Source organism: Pseudomonas sp. JS3066, from assembly GCF_036328175.1.
Classification (GTDB): domain Bacteria; phylum Pseudomonadota; class Gammaproteobacteria; order Pseudomonadales; family Pseudomonadaceae; genus Metapseudomonas.
On record NZ_CP143312.1, the window covers coordinates 4,266,685 to 4,284,374 of the forward strand.

At 60.0% G+C, this 17,690-nt stretch carries 17 protein-coding genes; 10 read left to right on the forward strand and 7 right to left on the reverse strand.

The features are described 5' to 3' along the window. Position 1 precedes the first annotated feature (1 nt). Together SA496_RS20110 and SA496_RS20115 are read right to left on the reverse strand one after the other, a co-directional pair. On the reverse strand, positions 2 to 736 hold the full coding sequence (locus SA496_RS20110) for an ABC transporter permease subunit (protein WP_120654840.1): 735 nt from the start codon (positions 734 to 736) through the stop codon (positions 2 to 4). Further along, entirely contained in the window at positions 733 to 1,656 is a 924-nt protein-coding gene (locus SA496_RS20115; RefSeq protein WP_120654839.1) for an ABC transporter ATP-binding protein, read from the reverse strand. Before SA496_RS20115 ends, SA496_RS20110 begins: the two co-directional genes overlap by 4 nt. 230 nt (positions 1,657 to 1,886) lie before the next feature. On the opposite strand from SA496_RS20115, the gene plsB reads away from it, so the two are divergent. The 9 genes from plsB (at position 1,887) to SA496_RS20160 (ending at position 12,091) form a co-directional block, all read left to right on the forward strand. After that, on the forward strand, positions 1,887 to 4,385 hold the full coding sequence (plsB, locus tag SA496_RS20120; RefSeq protein WP_120654838.1) for a glycerol-3-phosphate 1-O-acyltransferase PlsB: 2,499 nt from the start codon (positions 1,887 to 1,889) through the stop codon (positions 4,383 to 4,385). Between the two features lie 180 nt (positions 4,386 to 4,565). Beyond that, complete coding sequence (locus SA496_RS20125; protein ID WP_120654837.1) at positions 4,566 to 4,832, forward strand: hypothetical protein; 267 nt, start codon at positions 4,566 to 4,568, stop codon at positions 4,830 to 4,832. Continuing rightward, positions 4,829 to 5,989, forward strand: a complete 1,161-nt coding sequence (locus SA496_RS20130; RefSeq protein WP_120654836.1) for a hypothetical protein — start codon at positions 4,829 to 4,831, stop codon at positions 5,987 to 5,989. The genes SA496_RS20125 and SA496_RS20130 overlap by 4 nt, the downstream gene beginning before the upstream one ends. Before the next feature lie 120 nt (positions 5,990 to 6,109). Then, positions 6,110 to 6,508, forward strand: coding sequence for a YbaY family lipoprotein (locus SA496_RS20135; RefSeq protein ID WP_330114356.1), 399 nt, complete (start codon positions 6,110 to 6,112; stop codon positions 6,506 to 6,508). A gap of 43 nt (positions 6,509 to 6,551) precedes the next feature. Then, the gene (locus tag SA496_RS20140) at positions 6,552 to 7,229 is read left to right on the forward strand and encodes a DUF4197 domain-containing protein (protein ID WP_330114357.1); all 678 of its coding nucleotides are present in this window, start codon (positions 6,552 to 6,554) and stop codon (positions 7,227 to 7,229) included. A 593-nt stretch (positions 7,230 to 7,822) separates the two neighbouring features. Beyond that, the gene (locus SA496_RS20145; protein ID WP_330114358.1) at positions 7,823 to 9,295 is read left to right on the forward strand and encodes a DNA sulfur modification protein DndB; all 1,473 of its coding nucleotides are present in this window, start codon (positions 7,823 to 7,825) and stop codon (positions 9,293 to 9,295) included. Positions 9,296 to 9,774: 479 nt separating this feature from the next. Next, positions 9,775 to 10,335 (forward strand): hypothetical protein, encoded by a 561-nt coding sequence (locus SA496_RS20150; RefSeq protein WP_330114359.1) that lies wholly within the window; start codon positions 9,775 to 9,777, stop codon positions 10,333 to 10,335. 159 nt (positions 10,336 to 10,494) lie between these two features. Then, on the forward strand, positions 10,495 to 11,268 hold the full coding sequence (locus SA496_RS20155; RefSeq protein ID WP_330114360.1) for a hypothetical protein: 774 nt from the start codon (positions 10,495 to 10,497) through the stop codon (positions 11,266 to 11,268). Between the two features lie 124 nt (positions 11,269 to 11,392). After that, the gene (locus SA496_RS20160; protein WP_330114361.1) at positions 11,393 to 12,091 is read left to right on the forward strand and encodes a hypothetical protein; all 699 of its coding nucleotides are present in this window, start codon (positions 11,393 to 11,395) and stop codon (positions 12,089 to 12,091) included. Between the two features lie 192 nt (positions 12,092 to 12,283). Here the strand turns inward: SA496_RS20160 and SA496_RS20165 are convergent, their stop codons facing one another. After that, positions 12,284 to 13,654 (reverse strand): IS1182 family transposase, encoded by a 1,371-nt coding sequence (locus tag SA496_RS20165; RefSeq protein ID WP_330114362.1) that lies wholly within the window; start codon positions 13,652 to 13,654, stop codon positions 12,284 to 12,286. A 161-nt stretch (positions 13,655 to 13,815) separates the two neighbouring features. Here SA496_RS20165 and SA496_RS20170 point away from each other — a divergent pair, with 161 nt between their 5' ends. After that, entirely contained in the window at positions 13,816 to 14,448 is a 633-nt protein-coding gene (locus tag SA496_RS20170) for a helix-turn-helix domain-containing protein (RefSeq protein ID WP_330114363.1), read from the forward strand. Positions 14,449 to 14,650: 202 nt separating this feature from the next. On the opposite strand, the gene SA496_RS20175 is transcribed toward SA496_RS20170, so the two are convergent. From SA496_RS20175 to SA496_RS20190, 4 genes are all read right to left on the reverse strand, one after another. Beyond that, a complete protein-coding gene (locus tag SA496_RS20175; RefSeq protein ID WP_330114364.1) occupies positions 14,651 to 15,091 on the reverse strand; it encodes a hypothetical protein in 441 nt (146 codons plus the stop codon). Beyond that, positions 15,060 to 15,269, reverse strand: a complete 210-nt coding sequence (locus tag SA496_RS20180; protein WP_330114365.1) for a hypothetical protein — start codon at positions 15,267 to 15,269, stop codon at positions 15,060 to 15,062. Before SA496_RS20180 ends, SA496_RS20175 begins: the two co-directional genes overlap by 32 nt. A gap of 517 nt (positions 15,270 to 15,786) precedes the next feature. Beyond that, complete coding sequence (locus SA496_RS20185; protein ID WP_330114366.1) at positions 15,787 to 17,013, reverse strand: site-specific integrase; 1,227 nt, start codon at positions 17,011 to 17,013, stop codon at positions 15,787 to 15,789. Then, positions 17,000 to 17,572 (reverse strand): site-specific integrase, encoded by a 573-nt coding sequence (locus SA496_RS20190; RefSeq protein ID WP_330114367.1) that lies wholly within the window; start codon positions 17,570 to 17,572, stop codon positions 17,000 to 17,002. Before SA496_RS20190 ends, SA496_RS20185 begins: the two co-directional genes overlap by 14 nt. Positions 17,573 to 17,690 lie beyond the last annotated feature (118 nt).

Below are 17,690 nucleotides of genomic sequence, written 5' to 3' on the forward strand. Positions count from 1 at the left end.
TTCAGTCGGCCTTCTTCAGATCGACCACCACAGCGGTGGCAGCCAGCCAGGCCGCGATCAGGGTGACGAAGTAGAGCAGGTCACGCAGATCGATCACGCCCTTGCTGATGGCATCGAAACGGGTCAGGAAACTCAGCGAAGCCACGGCATCCAGCAGCCACTGCGGTGCCCAGGCGCTGAAGGCGTCCAGCACCAGCGGGAAGCCGCTGACGATGAACAGGAAGCAGACGCTGACGGCGAGAATGAAGGCGATCACCTGGTTCTTCGCCAGCGCCGACATGCACGAACCAATGGCGAGGAAGGCACCGGCAAGCAGCCAGCTACCGATGTAGCCGGTGATGATGGCGCCATTGTCCGGTTCGCCCAGGTAGTTGACCGTGATCACCATCGGGAAGGTCAGCAGCAGCGCCAGTCCAGAGAAGGCCCAGGCCGCGAGGAACTTGCCGGTGACCGCCTCGAAGCGGGTGATCGGCAGGGTCATCAGCAGCTCGATGGAGCCGGACTTGCGCTCCTCGGCCCAGAGTCGCATGGCGATGGCGGGAACGAGGAACAGGTACAGCCACGGATGGAAGTTGAAGAACGGCGCAAGGCTCGCCTGGCCACTTTCGTAGAAACCGCCCAGATAGAAGGTGAAGACCCCGGAGAGCACCAGGAAGATCACGATGAACACATAGGCCAGCGGCGTTGCGAAGTAGCTCGCCAGCTCGCGTTTGAAAATCACCGGCAACTGCCTCATGCCGCTTCTCCTCGGGTCAGTCGGCGGAATACTTCGTCGAGACGACCGCGCTCCACGTCCAGCTCCTTCACTTTCCAACCCCGCTGGTGAATCAGTTGGTTCACCTGCGGGAAGATCACTTCGCCCGGCTTGGCCAGGATGGTCAGGCCGCCCTGTATGGCGTTCTCCTCGATGCCAGCGACACCCGGAAGCACCGCCAGCGCCAGCATGTCCAGAGGCTCCTCGGCCACGAGGGTAACGGCCTGGTGATAACGCGAGCGGCTCTCCAGCTCGAACGGCGTGCCGTCAGCCACCACCTTGCCGGAGGCGATCACCAGCGCACGGGTGCAGACTGCGGCGACCTCTTCGAGGATGTGGGTAGAGATGATCACGATCTTGTCCCGAGCCAGGCTCTGGATCAGTTGACGCACCTGGTGCTTCTGGTTCGGATCGAGGCCATCGGTGGGCTCGTCGAGGATCAGCGCGCGCGGGTCGTGGAGGATCGCCTGGGCCAGGCCGACACGACGTTTGTAGCCCTTGGAGAGCGTTTCGATGGATTGGCCGAGGACGTTGTCCAGCTCTACCTGTCCTACGGCGCGAGCCACGCGGGACTTCTTCTCGACACCACGGAAGCCACGTACTTCGGCAATGAACTCGAGAAAGCCACGCACCGTCATATCGCCATAGCAGGGAGCGCCTTCCGGCAGGTAGCCGATTTCCCGCTGGGCCTTCAGGGTCTGGGTCTGGATATCGAAGCCAAAGATGCTGGCGCTACCGGCAGTAGGAGCAAGGAAGCCGGTAAGCATCTTCATGGTGGTGGACTTGCCTGCGCCATTGGGGCCAAGGAACCCCAGCACCTCCCCAGGTGCGACGCTGAAGGACAGGTTATCCACGGCAGTATGCTGCGCGAAGCGCTTAGTCAGATTTGTTATCTCGATCATGGCCTTTAGTCCCGTAGGGAGCAGCCCCTGGCCATGCTGGCCACCGGGGCCTTGCAAAACGCCGGCGGACTATAAGGAGTGATCCGCCGGCATTGCAAGACAGCCATTTGCGCGAAAAGTTGCAGGATTATTCGGGCTAAATCGACGGCCCGCGCCTTTTTGCGACCCGGCGGCGAATACGGCAAACTAGCCGCCCCGAGCAATTGCTCGTTTCACAGCATTACCCCGCCATGACCCGCTCCCCCTTCCGCCGCCTTGCCTTTGGTGCCCTGCGCCGCCTGCTCTACCTGTGGGTACGTTCGGAAACCATCAACCAATCGGCCTTCACCCTGAAGCTCGACCGCAGCAAGCCGGTGTTCTACGTCCTGCAACAACCGTCGGCCAGCGATCTGGCGGTGGTGGATCGGGAATGCACCAAGGCCGGCCTGCCGCGCCCGGTACTGCCTGTGGGGGTGGGCGACCTGATGGAGCCGGCAGCGTTCTTCTACCTGTCGCCAGAGCCTGGCTGGCTCGGCGGCCAGGACAAACGCGCCGCCTCCCCTACGCTGGTGCGGGTACTGGGCGCGATCGAGCGACAGGCTGTGGAAGACGCGCAGATCATCCCGGTGACGGTGTTCTGGGGCCAGTCGCCCGACCGTGAAACCAGCCCTTGGAAACTGCTGTTCGCCGATAGCTGGGCGGTGACCGGTCGCCTGCGCAAGCTGGTCAGCATCCTCATTCTCGGGCGCAAGACCCGCGTGCAGTTCTCCGCACCGATCCACCTGCGCGAGCTGGTGGAGCAGGACAAGGGCCCGGAGCGCACGCTGCGCATGGTCAACCGCATCCTGCGGGTGCACTTCCGCAACCAGAAGACCGCTGTCATCGGTCCCGACCTTTCCCACCGCCGCAATCTGGTCAAGGGCCTGGTGCGCGGCCCGCTTGTGCGCCAGGCCATCGCCGAAGAGGCTGAGCGCGAGAAGATCAGCCTGGCCATTGCCGAAGCCCAGGCGCTCAAGTACGGCAACGAGATCGCTTCGGACTTCGCCTATACCGCCATCCGCTTCCTTGAAGTGGTGCTGTCCTGGTTCTGGAACAAGCTGTACGAGGGCATCAAGGTCAACCACATCGAGCAGGTGCAGGAGATCGTGCATGGTCACGAAGTCATCTATGTGCCCTGCCACCGCAGCCATATCGACTACCTGCTGCTGTCCTACCTGCTGTTCCGCAATGGCCTGACGCCACCGCACATCGCCGCCGGCATCAACCTCAACATGCCGGTCATCGGCGGCCTGCTGCGCCGTGGCGGCGCATTCTTCATGCGTCGTACGTTCAAGGGCAACCCGCTGTACACCGCAGTATTCAACGAGTACCTGCACACCCTCTTCAGCCGCGGTTTCCCGGTGGAGTACTTCGTCGAGGGCGGGCGCTCGCGCACCGGGCGCATGCTGCATCCGAAAACCGGCATGCTCGCCATCACCCTGCGCAGCTTCCTGCGCTCCTCGCGCCTGCCCATCGTTTTCGTGCCGGTCTACATCGGCTACGAGCGCGTACTGGAAGGCCGTACCTACCTGGGCGAACTGCGCGGCGCGAGCAAGAAGAAGGAATCCATCTTCGACATCTTCAAGGTCATCAGCGCCCTCAAGCTGCGTTTCGGCTCTGTGGCGGTGAATTTTGGCGAGCCGATCAAGCTGGCTGAATTCCTCGACCAGCAGCAACCGGACTGGCGTGCTCAGGAACTGGGCCCGCAGTTCCGCCCGGCATGGCTCAACGACACCACCAACCAGCTCGCCGTGCGCATCGCCCGCCACCTCAACGACGCGGCGGCGATCAATCCAGTCAACCTGGTGGCCCTGGCGTTGCTTTCCACTAGCCGCCTGGCTCTGGATGAGCGTGCCCTCACCCGTGTGCTCGACCTTTACCTGGCGCTGCTTCGAGCCGTTCCCTATTCACCCCATGCGACTTTGCCGGAAGGCGACGGCCAGGCGCTGATCCAGTACGTGCAGAGCATGAACCTGCTGGCCGAGCAGAAAGACGCGTTGGGCAAGATCCTCTATCTGGACGAGCAGAACGCCGTCCTCATGACCTACTACCGCAACAACGTCCTCCACGTTTTCGCCTTGCCGGCATTGCTCGCGTGCTTCTTCCAGAGCAGTGCGCGCATGAGCCGCGAGCAGATCCTGCGCTATACCCGCGCGCTCTATCCCTATCTGCAAGCCGAACTGTTCATCCGCTGGGACGCGGGCGAACTGGAAAGCGTGGTGGACCAATGGCTGGCCGCCTTCGTCGAGCAGGACCTGCTCAAGGTGGAAGGCGACATCTACGTGCGTCCGGCACCAAGCTCGCGGCAATTCGTCCTGCTGACCCTGCTGGCCCGCGCCATAGTCCAGACCTTGCAGCGTTTCTACATGGCCATCGCCCTGCTGCTGAACGCTGGGCAGAACCAGTTGAGCGCCGAAGAACTGGAAGACCTCTGCACCGTAATGGCCCAGCGCCTGTCGATCCTCCATGGCCTGAACGCCCCGGAGTTCTTCGACAAGAGTCTGTTCCGCAACTTCATCCAGACCCTGCTGGACCAGCGCGTGCTACGCCGGGACGAGGCCGGCAAGCTGGGTTACCACGAGTTGCTCGGCGAACTGGCCGAGGGTGCCGCCAAGCGTGTGCTACCCGCGGAGATTCGACTGTCCATCCGCCAGGTGGCATTCGATCGCCAGGCCGAGCCGGAGCCGGAAGTCCCGGCAGAAGCCGGCTGACCACGTATCTGCCAGGCCTCCGGGCCTGGCATGCTCCTGCAATTCTCGCTTTAGACCGTTCCTACAAGACATCCAGACAGCTTCCGGCAGGCGTGGCCGGGGCCACTTCGTACCATTCGGCGCTGCGCCGCCTCGGTCAATCGAGCGCGCTACCAGCCCTGAACACGGAAGGCCCGCCCCATGATGCTTAGAACCATCACTGTCGAGGACGGCACTGGAGAGGTGGTCAACGCTGCCGTCCTTTGCAGCTTCGCCATTCCCCTGATCGACAGAAACATCCTCGTCTACACCCTCAACGAAGAAGGCAATCACGGCACCGCCAAGGTGTACGTGACGAGTGCAGTTCCCCAGGAGAACGGATTCCGCCTGGCCAATCTGGAGTCCGAACAGGAGTGGCAGTACACCCTGGAGGTGCTCAGACAGATCACCAAGGGGAATCAATCGTGAGCAAGACCGACAAAATTCAGTTCCACTTCGTCCATTTCGACGGCGAGATTACTGGCGAAGACCGGCAACCTCCGACAACCCGTGAACACCGCAGCCTCGCCATCAACCGCTCCTCGATAGACAAGCTTATTGCCACTCGCCAGAGCGCCAACACCGGCGATACGCTGCCATCCACCCGCCCACCGCTGGCAGATCAGGGCACCGAGGAAGTCGCACCTCCCCAATCCTTCGACAGCCGCTTCCTGAGTGTGGATTTCAGCCTGCCACCATCAGCCGAAGCCGTGATTGCAGCGGAGCCACTGCCCGAATCCGAGGAAAGACGCGCAGAGTCGCAGGAAGCACAAGTTGTCGATCAGGACGCCAACCAGGAAGCGATGGTGCCGCTGGCTATTTCCCAACCGGAGCCGGAGTCCTGGGATAAACCTGGCACCGAAGCAGAGGGGAATATCGAGGCCGAAGACCTGCGGAGCTTCAGAGTCGAACTCGCGACACAAGTCCCGTGCGAGCAACCCGATGCAGCAACGTCGGAGCAGCCGGAGGTTGGACCAATACCCCAATCCACGGTGTCGGTGTCCGTTGGCGGCGAGGCCGACAATCTCCTGGGCGATGTGCAGAACACACTCGACTCCCTCGCGGATATGGCAAAGGGTCTCACCCAGCAGAAGCTGGACGCACTGAAGCATCAGGAGAGCCTGGAGCAACGCAAGGCCCAACTGCAGGACAAGGAACGCCTCCTCGCCGACAAGGAAGAGCAATTGCGCCTGCTTGAAGTGCGCCTGACTCGCGAAGTCGGCAATCTGGAGCGCAGCGCCGAAGACAATGCACGGGCCCTGGCCGAGCGCAGTGCCGCTCTCAAATCCCTGGCCGAGAACGTGGAGGCGCGGGACCGCAGCACTGCCAGGCTCGCCGAAACCCTGCGCCACGAAAAGCAGCGCAATGACGAGTTGACCGAAGCCCTGCAGCGCCGCAGCGATGCCCTGGACGAACGCGAAGCCGCGCTCGGTCGAAAGGAGGACGAACTGGCCGAGAACCTCAAACAGCTGATCGCCGCCAAGGATCGTTTCCGGGCACTGGTCAAGTCTTTCAACGAAACCGTGCAGTTCAACGACACCCTCAACGCCATCTCCAATACCGCGCTGGACGACAGCGCGCACTGACCCTACATCGCCCCCGATCGGGGGCGATTTCTTTTCGGGCGCCTTGACCCGACGCCATGGTTCAACGCACTTCGACTTCTATAGTGGGTGCTATCGACACCACATGGTCCCGAGGCCCCAATGAAATCACTGCCCCTGATCATCGCCAGCGGCCTGCTCGCCGCCTGTGCTGGCCAGCCCGCCGACCAGAAGAGCCATCTGGCAGGTGAAGTCTTTTACCTGCAACGCATCGCGCTGCCTCCCGCCGCCACCCTCAGTGTCAGCCTGCAGGACGTATCCATGGCCGATGCCCCTGCGGTGGAACTGGCTCGCCAGCAGGCGCCGGTCCAGGGCCAGATACCCCTCGCGTTCCGCCTCGACTACGACTCTGCCAAGATCCAGCCCAACCACCACTACGCAGTGAGTGCGCGAATCGAACTGGACGGCAGGCTGATGTTCATCAGCACCGAGCAGCACTCGGTTAAACTCGACGGCTCCGATCCGCAACCACTGCGCATCAAGGTCGATCCGGTCCGCTGATCATCGAGACGGACCGCCCCCAAATAGCCACAAGGATGCAGCCATGATCCGCTTCGCCACCCTCTGCGCAGGCCTCGCCCTGTCCGCCGGCGCCTTTGCCCTGTCCATTGCCGATCTCAGCCAGTCGGATGCCAGCGGGGGCCTGAAGGATGCATTGACCCAAGGTGCCAAGGTCGCCGTCCAGCAACTTGGCAAGCCGGGCGGCTTCGCCAACAACCCGGACGTCCGCATCGAACTACCGGGCAACCTCGGCAAGGCCGCCAAGACCATGAAGATGATGGGCATGGGCGCCCAGGTGGAACAGCTTGAAGACACCATGAACAAGGCCGCCGAGGCCGCGGTGCCGCAAGCCCAGTCGTTGCTGGTGGACGCGGTGAAGAAGATGACCGTGCAGGACGCCAAGGGCATCCTCAGCGGCCCGGACGACGCCGCCACCCAGTACCTGAACAAGTCCAGCCGCGACCAGCTCCGCGCCAAGTTCCTGCCCATCGTCAAGCAGGCCACCGACAAGGTGGGGCTCGCCCAGCAATACAACAGCTTCGCCGGCCAGGCCGCGAGCTTCGGTGTGGTGGATGCCAAGAGTGCCAATATCGAAAGCTACGTGACCGAAGAAGCCCTGGACGGCCTGTTCAAGATGATCGCCGAGCAGGAAGCCAGCATCCGCCAGAACCCGGCGGGCGCAGCCACCAGCCTGGCGAAGAAGGTGTTCGGGGCGCTTTGAGCGTTCTCCGTCGCGAAGAGCCCGGCTTGATGCCGGGCTTTTAACTCTTATATGCCACGCAGGACTAGGCATTGAAAAAAAATACTCTTACAACCCCACACTCAACCCCACACAATTAGGGCGCAACGATCAGGCTTCGCAATAGCTTTCCGCTTCTCTTGCTGCCCCTCCTGATTCGCCCAGGTATGGCCTGGCGTCAAATGCGGAGAACCGTGAGGAACAGATTTCTTCGGAAGCCAATACATCGCCGAAAGGATTCGGGTGATGCCAACGAGGGACGCCTGGACATGCTTCGGATGGTTCTGCTGACGCTCAGGCCATCTACCCTCCCAGGAAGAAAGCCAAGCAGGGCAGCGTAGTGGATTGGCCAAGGCGTAGAAAATCGTCGTCCGCCTGCTAACCGCTGAAATGAATGCCGCCGCACACAACACACTTAATCCAGGGAAAAAACAAAAACGCCCCTGGTGAGTTTTTATTGACACAAAAACTCACCAGGGGCATTATTCCCATGCACCAGGGGATAGAGACCTGAGAAATCCATACCCCTTCAGTGCGGCAGTAGCAATCAATCCGACTACCAACAGGAAATCTATATGTATCCGAAAATTGACGAAATGCCCACACCCATTGTCGGCACGGGGGCGCTCCAGGGCCTTGAGTCTCTCGACAGCTTGGCAGATGCGGGCGATGTGAACGAGACCCCGTTCAATGTCTTCATTGGCCACAATCTTGGCCATCGCGTATTCACGATGTCCGTGCCTTTCCGCAAATTTGCCGACATCTCTGATGTGGCGAATGACCGCGAAGCCGGACCGGTCGCACAGCGCCAGCTCGACGAAGGCCATGCGAAGAAGCTGGCCATCTACATGGTCAAGGGCCTTATCTCCGCTGCGAAGATGCGGCGAATCGCTGCAAACAAACCGGTGCCCGAGACGTTTGACGCACTTATCCGCGTCCTTGGAGAGCAACCTTATTTTTCCTTGCAACCACTCGTTTGCAACATTCGCAACATTCCCCCGGGCGGCAACGGCGAGGGAGGAATCCGTGGTCTTCGCCTGGAAACGAAAACAGGGGAGACGGCTGGATTCAAGGTCTTCCTCTCTGAACGCCACACCCTCTGGGTAGTTGATGGACAGCACCGTCGCCACGCAGCAGATATGGCAATGATCTTCTTGGAGCAGGTCCGTCAGTCAGGCAAGTACCCAGGCAAAGGGGCGGTCTTGTTTACTGAAAAGGGTAAGCTCGTTTCCGAAGCTGAAATGCTTGTCTGGAATGAGGCATACGAAGCAGCAAGGCAATTCGCCACGCTGACTGTTGAAGTCCACCTTGGACTTGATATCGAGCAAGAGCGTCAGCTCTTTCATGATCTCAATCGCCTTGGCAAAAAGGTGGATGCCTCTCTCGCGTTCCAGTTCGATGGCTCCAACCCCATCACCTTGTTCATCAAGCGCAAGCTGTCTGGAGAGCTGGGAGTTGCGCTTACTGATAGCGAACCCAAGGACTGGTCGCAGGACTCCGGTGCTATCTTGCTGAAGGACTCGGTCGCCATCAACGCAATTGCGTTCATGAACAAGGGTAACGTCAGTGGCGCTACTCCTGCAGTAATTGAGCCTCGCGAACAGGTAGTGCTCGATTTGTGGAGCAAGATTATCGAAATCCCCCACTTCGGAAGCCATCAAGCGAAAGAGAAGACGGTCGCAGCGCAACCGGTTGTCTTGAAAGCGATGGCAAAAATCGCTTACGACTTGAATTTCAGCAACCGTCGCCCGGAAGACTCCAATGAGCAGTTTCAGCAGTTCTTGGAGCGCATTCCATCAGTCGACTTCTCGCATGAGAACCCGATGTGGAACTTCTACGCACTGAGCCTGGGAGAGCGACTGGATAGCGGGCTCTCTGGCTTGGCCGAATATCTTCCCGAAGAGGTGCCTGGTGTGAACCGAGATATCGGGTCTAAGCAAGGGGATTTCATGCGCTTCGGTGCCAAGCACAATGACATCTTTCCCATTCTGGGCGACATGCTCCGTTGGGCTACTGGTTTACCAAGCCGCAGGTCGAGCGCTGATTGAGCGCTAGGCAGGAGCTTGCAGTTGCCAAGCTGGCTATCAGCGCACCCATGCATAAAACGACAGGGATGGGAATCTATCCCTGTCGCCTTACTGGTAACGCAAACTTTCTAGGGAACTCGTGATATTGGCGAGAGTTCAGTTGGCGAGCGACAGCCAGGCACAGTGCATCGCGCAGAGGGTCCGTCGACGCTAAATGTCGCTGTTAGCCGATTTCTGCCGTTCGCGAGTGGCAGGTACCGACCGATAGCGGTCAGGCGCTATGGATAAGTGGGGCAGGGATTGTGGGCGGGTATCTCCGAGTCTAGCCTTGCGCAAACCTGAATAGCGTCAGCTGCGGGAGTTGCAGGAATGATACATTCGATCCGCAGCTTTACCACCACCCTATTCCATAGCAGAGCGCTGGATCCAAAACTTCATTTACCCACCACACGGGGCTTTTAAACGTGTCTGGTGGTGTCTATTTATAGCAAGGCAAACACATGGCATCACCGAGCGTTGAAATTGCAAATGACTTCTTCCATGATTGCCAGGACTTCTTGCATCGCTATCGACTTACGGTCGAGTCCTTCTACGCCGTCAAATCAAAGCGAATGAAGCTATTCCTCGATCTGCGTATGGCAGCAGAATGCCTGATGAAGGCTTATTTGGCGTACAACGTATCACCGAAATTAAGTAGGCGCGAAACAATTGGCAAGATAGAGAAGTACAGCCATAAGATCAACAAGCTTGCAACTGACGTCAAGGGACACATTGACGCTAGTCTGTGGGCAAAAATAGAACCATTCGTTCAGCCGCTAAATGCACTACCTGTTGGCCTTCGCTACCGTCTTGATGGCTACGATTTCCGCGAGCTGAATGAAGAGTTCTACTACAGCACAGTCGGATCGGACGACTGGCTCAATGCTTTGCATGCAGCTATTGCGGAAAGTGCCGAGGGCCTCAACAAAAAGCTTCAAAACCATTCGCGCATTGTCACTATCGAAGAGCTGCTACCCGAGCTTCTTGCACCGTCAGAAAACAAGTACGCAGGAAAGACGTAACAGTAAACCTTCCTCTGTATGTATGTCTGTATGGCTACCTGGCTGGCTGGCTGGCTGGCTGGACAAGCGGACGCCCAAAAGATGCGTTTGTGGGTACCCTCGGCGCTCCGGCGTCGGTTGCCTCAGACATAGGCACCAATTGCAGTACCAGGAGCATTGATGAGTTGCTTACCGAGTCACGGCAGAGTCTCCTGTTCGCGTTGTCATAGTGACATCGCGCCACAATTCGATGCATCAAAGCGCACGGAAGGTGATTGGCGAATTACTGCCAACCCTATGTCATGGGGCAGTACCAAGCCCGAGATCGTTGTACTTGGCTTCTCCAAGGGGCCAACTCAAGTTGGCGCACTTGATTTCACACCTCACGACGAAATTGCGTACAAGGGCAGTCGCCTTAACGTGGGCAAGATTCTGGCTCATGTTGGACTCATCCCCACCGACGAGCCCGATAGACTAAAAAAACATGTAGACCAGCTTATCGCGGATAAGTCTGGGCGGTTTCACTTCGCATCACTCATTCGCTGTACTGTAGAGCGATACGACCGCAAATCTGCATCCTGGAAAGGATCTGGCGGCGGCATGTTGGATAAATTTATTGAGACTCCGTTTGGAAAATTAGTCACGACTAACTGTACAACTACCTTTCTCCGTGACCTGCCTGAAGAGACTCGGCTCATTATCATGTTTGGTCTGGGTACCAACCTTAACTATGTAGCGTCCGCTTACCGCATGTTTCGGAGCGCTCGCCCCGGCGACTGGAAAATGATTAATTCGGTTGCCTACACGGACGGAAAAATCACAGTAGTTCACGTCGAGCACTTTGCTTCTCAAGGAGCACTGATTCCGAACTGGCTAGGAGAGGAAAATCACCCAAGAAGCAACCTTGGGTGCCTCGCAAAAGCGGCTGTCGAGTCATCCAGAGTCAGTGCCTAACAATTCATTCAAGCCGAAGCCGTTTCGTAGCTCGGCTTACGAAAAGCTAAGTCTTAGTAACTCATCAACAGCCTACGGCAACTTTTGAAACACATCAGAGGGAACTGATATGCAGCAAATAGCAGTGAAGACCTTCAACCCGCTCGCTTACATCGAGCGCTATTACGCCGCCGTAGAGATCGACGAGGATAACAATCCCTTTCCGCGCCTGAAGGCCTGGGAGTTTCTCTACGAATACATCTGGGGCCAGGGTCGCTCCTGGAATTCGCTGACCAATGCGGCCAACCTAGACACCACCGCCTTGCACGTGGGGTTCTATCTGGCCAACTGGGGAATGTTTCGCGGCCGCTCAGAGCTGCTGCGCAATAGCAATCTCGACCTGATGAAGGAACTGGTACTGCGCCTATTCCAGGGCAAGGGTCCCGAGCTTTTCGACCTTAGCGGCGAGGACTTCCTACCGAGTGCGTCTAGCCTTGCGCGCAATCAGGCGCTGTTCGATGAGGTGGTGCAGATCTTTCACAACATGCCGGGAAAGGTGTCCTGGACCGACACCCTAATCAGCAAGATCCTGCTAGGCGTCTGGGGCGAGTATCCAGCACTCGACCGCTACTATAAGCTTGGTGTCCGTTCGCTGTACCCGAAACAGGGCCTAGTCGAAGTTAGTGGCCGTTCGCTTACCTCGCTGATGGAGTTGGTAGAGACGGAGGGCTTCGAGCTTCCCGCCATCAGAACCGAATGCCTGCGGCTCGCCTACCCCAAGGGCCGCCTCCTGGACATGGCCTTCTTCCAGGTTGGCCTCGAGCTGGATAATGAATCCCCCTAGTTTTGTAGACACTAGATGACAGCTGTTGGCCGATTCTGTTGAAAAAAGGCAGTTCTGCGGCAGCTGCTCAGCCAGGTGCACCTGCTTTCGAAGTGGCTGCAAGCCACTTCAAGTTGCCTTTCGGCGTTTCACTGAGCGTCCCGGCTCAGGTTTGAAGGTTATTTCGAGGGTTTCTGCTCGCAGCAGGCGTACCTATCCCGTGAGCGGTGGCCCTTGGGGCAAAAGCTTGGCCATGCGACGCAGGTTCTGCACGGTTGCCGCCAAGGTGAATTCGTCAGTAGCACCAGTCAGACCACGCAGGCGTAAACGGTCGAGTTTCATGATCCGTTTGAGGTGGGCGAACAGCATCTCCACCTTCTTGCGCTCGCAGCGAGAGCGGAGGTACTCCGGCGTCTTGGCGATGCGTCGCGCCACGTCGCGAGCAGCCTCATGGATACTGCGGACGATCTTCCGATTCGGCGTATTGGGGCAGCACTTGGCTTTCAGCGGACAGGTAGCGCAGTCGGTTTGGCTGGAGCGGTAGATGATGGTGTTGGCCTTGGTCACCCGCGATCTTGGTTGGGTGAAGGTGCGCCATTCACTGCGTAGCGGTTTGCCGATGGGGCAGCGGTATTCATTGGCCTCTTGACTCCAGTGAAAGTCGTTGCTGGAGAGGCTGTCGTCCTTGCGCTCGGTCTTGTCCCACACCGGCACGTGCGGCTCGATGTCCTTCTCCTCGACCATCCAGGCCAGCATCGGGGCCGTGCCATAGGCGGTATCGCCGATGAGGCGTTCCGGCGTGAGGTCGAAGTGGGCTTCGACGCGCTCCACCATCGTCCTGGTCGACTCGACCTCGGCGGTCCGATGCGCCGGCGTGGCTTCCACATCCAGGATCACACCGTGCGCGGTGTCGATCAGGTAGTTGGTGGCGTAGGCAAAGAAGGCTGGGCCGCCTGGCGCGGCGGTCCACCGCGCCTGCGGATCGGTGAGCGAAATCTTCTTGGGCAGGGCCTCGGCCAGCGCTTCCTCATCGAGGGCTTCGAGGTACTCGCGCACGGCGCGGGTGCTGAGCGCCGAATCGCGCCAATCGACCTCATCGCCCGCCACCCCGCGTTGCCGGCTGGCATCCGCCTTGATGATGCTGGCGTCGACGGCGAAGCCTTCACCTTTGACCAGCCCAGCGGCCATGCAGCGCCGGAGCACCTCATTGAACAACCAGCGGAACAGGCCGCTGTCACGGAAGCGGCCGTGACGATTCTTCGAGAAGGTCGAGTGATTGGGCACTTCGTCTTCCAGGCCCAGCCGGCAGAACCAGCGGTAGGCCAGGTTCAGATGCACCTCTTCGCATAGCCGCCGCTCGGAACGGATGCCGTAGCAGTAGCCGACCACCAGCATGCGCACCATCAACTCCGGATCAATCGACGGTCGCCCAATGGGGCTGTAGAAGTCAGCCAAGTGGACGCGCAGATCGCTGAGGTCCAGGCACCGGTCGATGCTGCGCAGGAGGTGTTGGGGCGGGACGTGCTCTTCCAGATTGAACGAGTAGAACAGGCGCTGCTGCCCACCCGGTAACTGCCCCATCATGCTGCCTGCCCTAATGTCCACCGACTCGCCGATTCTGCCTGCGGATTGAGAGGGAAGCCAAATCCATGGCCGCCGGGCTATTGCCCCTGTCGTGTGCCTGACGTCCTCTCGACGAGAGTCTTATGCGATCCTTTCGGCACCGAATAACAAGGAGGTCAGGGATGCAACCAACATTCGACACAGCCAGGGTCAAGCAGCTTCGTCAGCAGCGATTTTGGTCGCAGGATGAATTGGCCGCCATTTCAGGCCTCAGTGTTCGCACCATTCAACGTATAGAGCGCAGTGGAGTCTGCTCCACCGAATCGAAAATGGCCCTGGCCTCTGCGTTCGATCTGACTCCAAGTGACCTGATCGCAGCGAGTGCACCAGCAACTCAAGGACATTGGGTAGGCCTATGCATCTTCGTCCCCAATTCAGTAGCAGCCCTAGACTTCTACGTTAATGGATTCGGTGCGGAGGTTCTTCAGCGTTGGACTTCTATCGAGCCGTCTCGTCCTCCGTCGGTCGATATTCGAATAGGCAACGGCGTTTTCCGCGTCATCTCGGTCAATCCCCGAGTCGAAACAACTCCTCGGCACGGCTGGGCAAACAGCCCCGGGCGACTGGGCGGTGTTAGCACTCTGATCCCGGTTCTGGTCGACGATGTCCGTGGCGTCATGAACCGGGCGATTCAGCTCGGGGCATCTCAAAGGTTAGGTGACCAACTCACGCATCAATCCGAAGACGGAATGGAACTTGGCGTCCTGGTTGATCCATTCGGATACATCTGGGCCCTTCATGGCTCCATCGAATGACCTGATTCGGCTCGTCTGTTGGCGCAGATCAATCCGAGTCAGCGGATCAGGCCAGCATCAAGGCAAGCGCAGAGCAACGCTGCTCGGGTTCGAGTTTTTCAACAGAATCGGCCGATAGCTGCCAACTACGACGGCGGCTGTAGATCGGTTTCGGCCTGTCGTAGTCACGAGAGGCTGCTCAAATCCGTTGCACTCGATCTAATCAGAACTGCGGTCCGGTGCATTGGCCGTTGATCATGGTTCCATAGCAACGGGCCACCGGCTGGCCCATGGTCGACCCATGGCAAACGCCATTTACCACAGCTCCGATGCATTGGCTGGCGTCATAGATCGGCTGGCCGTTCGGCGTCAGTGCAGGAGCTTGCTGATAGACCGGCTGGCCGTTCGGTGCCAGCACTGGGGCTTGTTGGTAGCCCTGGCTCTGGTAGTACGCGCGCGGGGCCGACGCCCAGCGCACAAAGTCGGAATTCAGCACACTCGCGCAGCCACCCAGCAGCGAAAGTGCCGTCAGCATCAGCAGTGTCTTCATGTGTGAAAGGCGCAGTCCCCCGCGCCGCCTCCGGTCAGTTCGCCGTCCACCGTGGTAGTCGGTGACGATGCCATCATCAACCTCAATCTGGACCTTGACCTTGATCTCGATCAAATCGACCGGCCCGGCGTAACGGCGCGACCAGCGTGAACCCAGTGATGCCGATCACCATGAGGTCGACCTCGATGACGATCTCAACGGCCACCTCGACGAGGTCCTCGACCACCGCACTGACCAGGTGAACCCGGGACCACTGCGCTGACCAGATGAACCCGGTGATGCCGATCACCATGAGGACGACCTCGAATGACGATCTCGACGACCACCTCGACGAGATCCTGGACCCACTGCACTGACCAGGTAAACCTGGTGATGCCGATCACCATGACGAGGGTGAACACCGTGATCCTTGACGCTGGAAGCCGCGATTCCCCGCAGTTTTTCTCGTAAGCACTTGATTTAGCGAGAGGTATGGCAGCAGGCAAATCACGATATCGGTGCAGAAAGGCCCCTTAACGCGAACTGGCGATAATTTATCGCTATTCGGGCTCCTTTCGCTGACCGAGCAAACCCGCGCCGCAGAGCCGCATATCGCCTAACCAGAAATTTAACGCCTTGGAGGTCGCGGCCCCTCCTGCCCACCACCCGGCATCCCCCGGCCTAGGCGGCCATTCCCCTTTTCCACCGCGCCACCCGCACGGAAAAGCCTGTTAGCAAAACCCGCGAAAAACCCGCGAAAACCCCATCGGTTTACCGCTGGCACCCTGCTTTCCCTGGCACAGCCATCTAGCTCGCCATGTTCCAGGTGGTTAGCTTTTCTCCACGTCGCAAACAGCGGCCAGCAGGCCGCCCAGGTCCAGACCCGCTGCCCCGGCATTGCCGACGCCCTGCCAGAGTGCCAGCGCCTCCCGCTTCTGCCTGGACAGGTCCGCCTGCACATAGGTTGCCGACAGCCCCGGCATCGCGTGATTCAGCAGCAACTCCGCCACCAGGTAGTCCACGCCCAGCAGCGCCCACCCGGCCCGCGCCATCTTGCGCAGGTCATGGCTGGACCACACGCCACCACTCAGCGCCCGAATTGCCTCCTGTGCCGCCGACGACGACAGCGGCTGCCCCCGCTCCCCTGGAAACAGGAAGACACTGTGCTTCCACGCCTGCGCGGCCTGGAACCGGCGCAGCAGCGCCACCAGCGCGGGCGACAGCGGCAGCTCCAGCTGCGTCCGCGTCTTCGTCCGCTCTGCCGGAATCACCCAGACCGCCGCACCCAGGTCGAAGTCCGCCCAGCGGGCCCGCCGCGTTTCCCCCACCCGCGCCCCGGTGGCCAGCATCAGCAACGGCAGCAGGGCGGCGCTCGGCTTATGCGGGAACAACGCCATCAGCTCGGCCGCCAGGGCCGGCGCATCCTTCGGCAGCAAGCGCGCCGCCTTCGGCTTCAACGGGCCCAGTCCGAAGTCACTGACCTTCACGCCCTCCAGGGGGTTGCCGGGCAGCAGGCGCAACGCCTGCGCCGCGTGGATGGCCGCAACCAACATCCGATAGCCGTGCACCACGGTGGCCGGCGCCAGGGTCCGGCGCATCGGTTGTATCAGCAGCCGATCCACCGACTCCCGGTCGAGCGCGGCCAACAGCAGCGGCCCCAGGCGCGGCAGCAACCAGTTGCCGACCATTGAGCGATAGCCCGCCCTGCGACTCGCGGACACCATCCGATCATTCAGCAGCCGGTTCAGATGCCAGGTCAGCAGATCGCCCACGGCGAGCAACGCTCCCGTCACCCTGGTCGGCTGCGCTCCGCCAGCCCGCGCTGAAAGGATGGCCGGCAAGGCTGCCTGGAGATCACCCCAGCCCATCGCCGGCCAGTTGCCGGCCTTCCTCCACTTGCCGTCATGCCGCACGTCCCACGTGCCTTGCCGGCGGTCCTGGCGGAATCGCAGCCGCACTCCCGGATACCGAGCATCACGCAGGTCGCGTACGTCCTCATCCGCCGCCGCTCGCCTGATCGCGGCATCACTGAAGTCCACATAATCAGTCGCACCCATCGCACTCACCTCGCAGTTGATTGCATGGCTCCAGCCAGTCGGGGCGACGATCAAGATGTAATTCGGCGTGATAGCGCACCACATCTGCCCTGATCCCGGCTTCATACTCACCGCGCACCGACGCGAGCAGCGCCGGGTCGGCACCCAGGTCGGCCAGCTCGGCAAGACGATCCGACACCCATGGGTCAGACACCAGGGCCAAGCAGCTCAGCGCCGCCGTTTCCCGCAGAAACTCCACGGTCCAGACTTCGCCGCCTGCGTCGGCTATCCGCGCATTCGCTCTCCGCAGGCTCAACGGCTGGCCGTCAGCACCTGGGAACACCAGCGGGCCGATGGGCGGGAAGGCGTGGAGGTAATGCTCCAGCAGGACCGCGAAAGCATTTGTCAGCGGCAAGCCCTGCCCATCGATCCAAATCAAGTGGTCGATCAAGTCGATGTCAGACCAGCGCATAGAAAGCAGTGATGGCAGCCGGCAGGCATACGCCAGCAAGCTCAGCCCCAGCATGGCGGCAACCGGATCAGCTTCAGCTGAACCCGGGTCCATCGTGCGCAGCAGCATGGCTATATGCGTGTTTTCGTCCGCCACCGGAGCCCCTCATCGCCATCACCTCGCCCAGATCAGCCCATCCGTCACCTGATGCACTTGACCCCGACAAGTCGGGGCCCCACTCGGGCCA

What these genes read in the sequence shown, in the direction of transcription:
- SA496_RS20110 (WP_120654840.1), bottom strand. Translation starts at nt 736, where the DNA reads ATGAGGCAGTTGCCGGTGATTTTCAAACGCGAGCTGGCGAGCTACTTC.
- SA496_RS20115 (WP_120654839.1), bottom strand. Translation starts at nt 1,656, where the DNA reads ATGATCGAGATAACAAATCTGACTAAGCGCTTCGCGCAGCATACTGCC.
- plsB (WP_120654838.1), top strand. Translation starts at nt 1,887, where the DNA reads ATGACCCGCTCCCCCTTCCGCCGCCTTGCCTTTGGTGCCCTGCGCCGC.
- SA496_RS20125 (WP_120654837.1), top strand. Translation starts at nt 4,566, where the DNA reads ATGATGCTTAGAACCATCACTGTCGAGGACGGCACTGGAGAGGTGGTC.
- SA496_RS20135 (WP_330114356.1), top strand. Translation starts at nt 6,110, where the DNA reads ATGAAATCACTGCCCCTGATCATCGCCAGCGGCCTGCTCGCCGCCTGT.
- SA496_RS20140 (WP_330114357.1), top strand. Translation starts at nt 6,552, where the DNA reads ATGATCCGCTTCGCCACCCTCTGCGCAGGCCTCGCCCTGTCCGCCGGC.
- SA496_RS20145 (WP_330114358.1), top strand. Translation starts at nt 7,823, where the DNA reads ATGTATCCGAAAATTGACGAAATGCCCACACCCATTGTCGGCACGGGG.
- SA496_RS20150 (WP_330114359.1), top strand. Translation starts at nt 9,775, where the DNA reads ATGGCATCACCGAGCGTTGAAATTGCAAATGACTTCTTCCATGATTGC.
- SA496_RS20155 (WP_330114360.1), top strand. Translation starts at nt 10,495, where the DNA reads ATGAGTTGCTTACCGAGTCACGGCAGAGTCTCCTGTTCGCGTTGTCAT.
- SA496_RS20165 (WP_330114362.1), bottom strand. Translation starts at nt 13,654, where the DNA reads ATGATGGGGCAGTTACCGGGTGGGCAGCAGCGCCTGTTCTACTCGTTC.
- SA496_RS20170 (WP_330114363.1), top strand. Translation starts at nt 13,816, where the DNA reads ATGCAACCAACATTCGACACAGCCAGGGTCAAGCAGCTTCGTCAGCAG.
- SA496_RS20180 (WP_330114365.1), bottom strand. Translation starts at nt 15,269, where the DNA reads ATGGTGATCGGCATCACCGGGTTCATCTGGTCAGCGCAGTGGTCCCGG.
- SA496_RS20185 (WP_330114366.1), bottom strand. Translation starts at nt 17,013, where the DNA reads ATGGGTGCGACTGATTATGTGGACTTCAGTGATGCCGCGATCAGGCGA.
- SA496_RS20190 (WP_330114367.1), bottom strand. Translation starts at nt 17,572, where the DNA reads ATGCTGCTGCGCACGATGGACCCGGGTTCAGCTGAAGCTGATCCGGTT.